Genomic DNA, 3015 nt, shown 5'->3' with positions numbered 1-3015 from the left:
AGGGCGCGGCCGACGATGACGGACATCGCGTAGTCGAGGTAGCTGCGCTGCATCTCGACCTGGATGTCGACGGGCTCGACCCGGTCCGTCACACGTTGCGGGGACTCCATCGAGGAGCCGCCCTCAGGGGCGTCGGGGTTATTCGCATCCGTCACGGATGTCGATCCCTTCTAAGCTTGCTGAAGCGAGTGGAACGGAGAGGACCTAGATGTCCAGGAAACGGACGTCCTTGGCATTGCGCTGGATGAAGGAACGCCGGGACTCGACGTCTTCGCCCATCAGCACGCTGAACATCTCGTCGGCCTGGGCCGCGTCCTCCAGGGTGACCTGGAGCAGGACTCGGCGGTCGGGGTCCATCGTGGTGTCCCACAGCTCGTTGGCGTTCATCTCGCCCAGACCCTTGAAGCGCTGCACCATGTCGCGCGGTCGCGGGTCCCTCTTGCCGGCGGCGATGCCCTCCTCGATGACGCGGTCGCGTTCGGCGTCGGAGAAGGCGTAACTGGCGTCCGAGCCCTTCTGGTCCCACTTGATCTTGTAGAGCGGGGGCGCGGCCAGGTAGACGTTGCCGGCCTCGACCAGCGGCTTCATGAAGCGGAACAGCAACGTCAGCAGCAGGGTGCGGATGTGCTGACCGTCGACGTCGGCGTCGGCCATGAGGACGATCTTGTGGTAGCGGAGCTTCTCCTGATCGAAGTCCTCGTGGATACCGGTGCCCAGGGCGGTGATGATCGCCTGGACCTCCTGGTTCTTGAGGATCCGGTCGATCCGGGACTTCTCCACGTTCAGGATCTTGCCTCGAATGGGCAGGATGGCCTGGTTGTGCGGGTTGCGACCACCCTTGGCGGAACCACCGGCGGAGTCACCCTCGACGATGTAGAGCTCGCACTCCTCCGGGTTGGTGGACTGGCAGTCCGACAACTTGCCCGGCAGGGAGGTGGTCTCCAGGAGGGTCTTGCGGCGGGTGAGGTCGCGGGCCTGGCGGGCGGCCACACGGGCGCGCGCGGCCTGGCTGGCCTTGGACACGATGTCCTTGGCCTCACCGGGGTTGCGCTCGAACCAGTCGCGCAGGTGCTCGTTGGTGACCTTCTGGACGAAGGACTTGGCTTCGGTGTTACCGAGCTTCGTCTTGGTCTGACCCTCGAACTGCGGGTCGGCGAGCTTGACCGAGATGATCGCGGTCAGACCCTCGCGGATGTCGTCGCCGGTGAGGTTGTCCTCCTTCTCCCGCAGCAGCTTCTGGTCCCGGGCGTACCGGTTGACCAGAGTCGTGAGCGCGGATCGGAAACCCTCTTCGTGGGTGCCGCCCTCGGTCGTGTTGATGGTGTTGGCGAAGGTGTGCACCGACGAGGTGTAGGACTGGTTCCACTGCATGGCGATCTCGACGGAGATGCCATCGCCGTCCTCCTCGAAGGAGATGATCGACGCGTGCGCCGGTTCCTTCTTGGCGTTGATGTAGTCGACGAAGTCGGCCAGGCCCTGCTCGTAGTGGTAGGTCTGCACCAGGGGACCGTCGTCGGTGAACTCGGGGCGCTCGTCCCGGATGGTGATGGCGAGCCCCTTGTTGAGGAAGGCCATCTCCTGCAGTCGACGGGAGAGCGTCTCGAACGAGTAGACGGTGGTCTCGAAGATGGAGCCGTCGGCCCAGAAGGTGAGCTGGGTACCGGTCTCTTCGGTCGCCTCACCCTTGACGATGTCGCCGGTGGGAGCGGTCATCTCGTAGTGTTGCCGCCACACGTGCCCGTCCGTGCGGATCTCCACGTCCAGCGCCGTGGACAGCGCGTTGACGACGGAGACACCGACACCGTGCAGACCGCCGGAGACCGCGTAGGACTTACCGTCGAACTTTCCGCCCGCGTGCAGCGTGGTGAGGACGACCTCCACCGCCGGGCGCTTCTCCACGGGGTGGATGCCGACCGGGATACCGCGGCCGTTGTCGGCCACCCTGACCCCACCGTCAGCGAGCAGGGTCACTTCGATGGCGTCGGCGTGACCCGCCAACGCCTCGTCGACCGAGTTGTCGACCACCTCGTAGACCAGGTGGTGCAGACCGCGCTCTCCGGTGGAGCCGATGTACATACCTGGACGCTTGCGTACTGCCTCAAGCCCTTCGAGAACCGTGATTGATCCTGCGTCGTAGGCCAAGTGGGAACACCCTCCTGCTGGGGACGCCTGTCGGCCGCGGCCGAACGGACGACGGTCAACCCACGGCAGGGTGATCGACAAGGGGCGGCGTACCGCGGACCCGGGGGATCACCGTTCACCGCACGGGCCGCCCGCCCACCCTCTACATGGGGGCGTGGTACCGGCTACAGGCGTCTGAAGAACCATCCCCATGATACCCCGCCCGGTGCGACAAAGTGGCATTGGCGGCGCTGTGCCGCACCAGAACGAACGATCGGGGCGGGAGCCGAGCCCCTACACACGGGAGGCCCCACACACAAGTCCCGGCGCGCTTCAGTGCCCTCCCACGAGTCGACGGCCCTCTTCTCCCGGGATCCGCGTCCGGGGCCCGGGTGGACCTCGGTGAGAACACCGAGCCCCACTTCGCCCGAACCGCCCTGAAAACCCTGGTCACAGGGTCATCTCCGACGGGACCCCGGCCCCTTCACCTTGATGGTGATGACGGCCCCGTCCCCGAGCTCCTCGTTCAGACGTCGCATCAGATCCCGCACCATCGCGCGTGCGTGAGCCGCCATCGTCGGTGAATCGGCGACAACGACAAGCTCACCTTCCGAATAACTTTCGGGGCGGAGATGTTCGGCGTTGAAATCGCCAACGATGTCGGCCCAGCGCCCGAAGACCCCTCCAACGGCCACCTGCTCCTGCCAACCGTGCTCGATCAGCCAGGTTCGAACCGCGTCCCCGAACAACTGGGGCTCGTTCCGTGACCGCAACCGGCCACGCCTTCGCGCGCGGGGGGCACCGCGCGGGACCGCACCGCGCTCTCGCGCCTCGGCCCTGGCCCGCGCGAGGGCCTGCCGGGCCAGGTCCGCCCCGGACGCCACGGGGGGAGCG

General features: G+C 66.4%; 2 protein-coding genes. Both read right to left on the bottom strand.

Annotated elements, in window-relative coordinates; all coding sequences use genetic code 11:
- Positions 1–204: 204 nt before the first annotated feature.
- Entirely contained in the window at positions 205–2142 is a 1938-nt protein-coding gene (gene gyrB / locus K8V84_RS08520) for a DNA topoisomerase (ATP-hydrolyzing) subunit B (RefSeq protein ID WP_304072688.1), read from the bottom strand.
- 437 nt (positions 2143–2579) lie between these two features.
- On the bottom strand, positions 2580–3005 hold the full coding sequence (locus K8V84_RS08515) for a DUF721 domain-containing protein (protein ID WP_304072690.1): 426 nt from the start codon (positions 3003–3005) through the stop codon (positions 2580–2582).
- Positions 3006–3015: the final 10 nt, after the last annotated feature.

It is taken from the genome of Nocardiopsis listeri (assembly GCF_020741345.1).
GTDB classification, from domain to species: domain Bacteria; phylum Actinomycetota; class Actinomycetes; order Streptosporangiales; family Streptosporangiaceae; genus Nocardiopsis; species Nocardiopsis listeri_A.
Note: the sequence above shows the minus strand (reverse complement) of the source record. Positions and strands in the feature narration are given on the sequence as shown.